The 1,583-nt window shown below is 36.5% G+C and carries 3 protein-coding genes; all 3 read left to right on the top strand.

Going from position 1 to position 1,583, the window contains the following annotated elements; genetic code table 11:
* Positions 1-621: hydroxymethylbilane synthase (gene hemC, locus P8M52_RS04365; RefSeq protein WP_300307844.1), on the top strand; the 621-nt coding region annotated here is incomplete at its 5' end.
* Complete coding sequence (locus P8M52_RS04360; RefSeq protein ID WP_300307841.1) at positions 621-905, top strand: 4a-hydroxytetrahydrobiopterin dehydratase; 285 nt, start codon at positions 621-623, stop codon at positions 903-905. The genes hemC and P8M52_RS04360, both read left to right, overlap by 1 nt.
* Positions 906-911: 6 nt before the next feature.
* Positions 912-1,583 (top strand): hypothetical protein (locus tag P8M52_RS04355; protein ID WP_300307838.1); only part of this gene is annotated, 672 nt, incomplete at its 3' end.

Below are 1,583 nucleotides of genomic sequence, written 5' to 3'. Positions count from 1 at the left end.
CGTGAAAATCCATTTGATGCATTTGTTTCTAATGATTTTGACAGTATTGACGCTCTACCCCAAGGTGCCAAGGTTGGAACTTGCTCTATGCGACGTATTGTACAACTCAAGGCTATGCGCCCTGATTTAGAAATACTGGATCTGCGTGGAAATGTAAATACAAGACTTCAAAAGCTAGATAACAAAGAATATGACGCTATTATTTTGGCTTGTGCAGGCTTGATTCGTCTAGGATTTGAAGATCGAATTAAACAACAAATTCCTGCTGATCAGTCATTACCCGCTGTAGGTCAAGGAGCAGTTGGTATTGAAATTCGTGAAAATGATCAGGAGGTTTTGGATATTATTTCCCCTTTGATTGATGAAGAAACAACCTATAGAGTGAGTGCTGAAAGGGCCATGAACGCCCGTTTGGAAGGCGGATGTTCGGTTCCTATTGCAGCTTTTTCAACAATTTCCGAACGCGAAATTACTCTAACGGGCTTAGTTGGGAATGTTGCCACTGGACAGATTATCAAAAGACACGTTGTGGGACACGTAAAGAACTCAGAAGCACTTGGTGTAGAATTGGCGAATAAACTAATATTACTAGGTGCTAAAGAGATTTTAAAAGGGCAATAATGACCATATTAATCGATCAGCAAGTGTTGAAAAGGTTACAAGATTGGACGGTAATCAATGAGAAACTACATCGAATATTTATTCTAGAAGATTTTGTTCAGGCTTTAGAATTTATGAATCAGGTTGCGATTGTGGCTGAAAAAATGCAGCATCATCCAGAGTGGTCAAATGTTTATAAGACTGTTACCGTTGATTTAACTACTCATAGCGAAGGCTGCATCACCCAGCTAGATGTTGAATTGGCAACAAAAATGAATGATATTTTTAATCAAATGAGTAAATAATAAAATATGTTAGGATTTTTAGAAAAAAACTTTTTTATGATTGTGCAACGTCTTGGTTTGTTGTTTGCACTGATATCATTTGCTTTGATTATTTTCCTAGGTGTTTTTAGTTATGAAAAAATCTCATCTAGAGCGACTGATGATATTGCACCACCTGTTATTGAATTGGCCAAATACCAGAATCCACTTAGCTTGAGTATTGATAAAAACCAGCAAAATTTAAATATTGAAGAGTCTCTAATTAAGAGTCCATCGACCTTTAACAAAGTGTTTGATATACAGATTGAGCGTATTATTGCCAATTTACAATCATTACCTGACGGAGTTATTGATCCGGCAGATTTACAGTTTAATATTAAAGTGATGATTAAAATCAAGTCTAATTCATACTCACAAGCGTTAAAGCTAAATTATGTTGAATCGCTGGCAAAGTTAACCAAGCAATTGGTGAGCGTAGGCGGTAGGCAAGTTAATATAGATGATTTTTTACAATGGCATGATCAGGAATTTGCACGTCAAGTAGATCAACAAAGACAACAGAATTTAATGAAAATTGGCACAGCTAGAACCGATCAAATGATGGGTATTATTTCTATGGCTATGACTGGCGCCGCCCTTGGTTTTTTTATTATGTTTGTGATGATGCTTGCTATGCTGCGTATTGAAAGAAATACACGT

The sequence above is a fragment of the Candidatus Thioglobus sp. genome, assembly GCF_029243085.1.
Taxonomy (GTDB): domain Bacteria; phylum Pseudomonadota; class Gammaproteobacteria; order PS1; family Pseudothioglobaceae; genus Thioglobus_A.
Note: the sequence above shows the minus strand (reverse complement) of the source record. Positions and strands in the feature narration are given on the sequence as shown.

Coding starts and splice junctions, on each gene's coding strand:
- P8M52_RS04360 (WP_300307841.1), top strand. CDS start 621: ATGACCATATTAATCGATCAGCAAGTGTTGAAAAGGTTACAAGATTGG.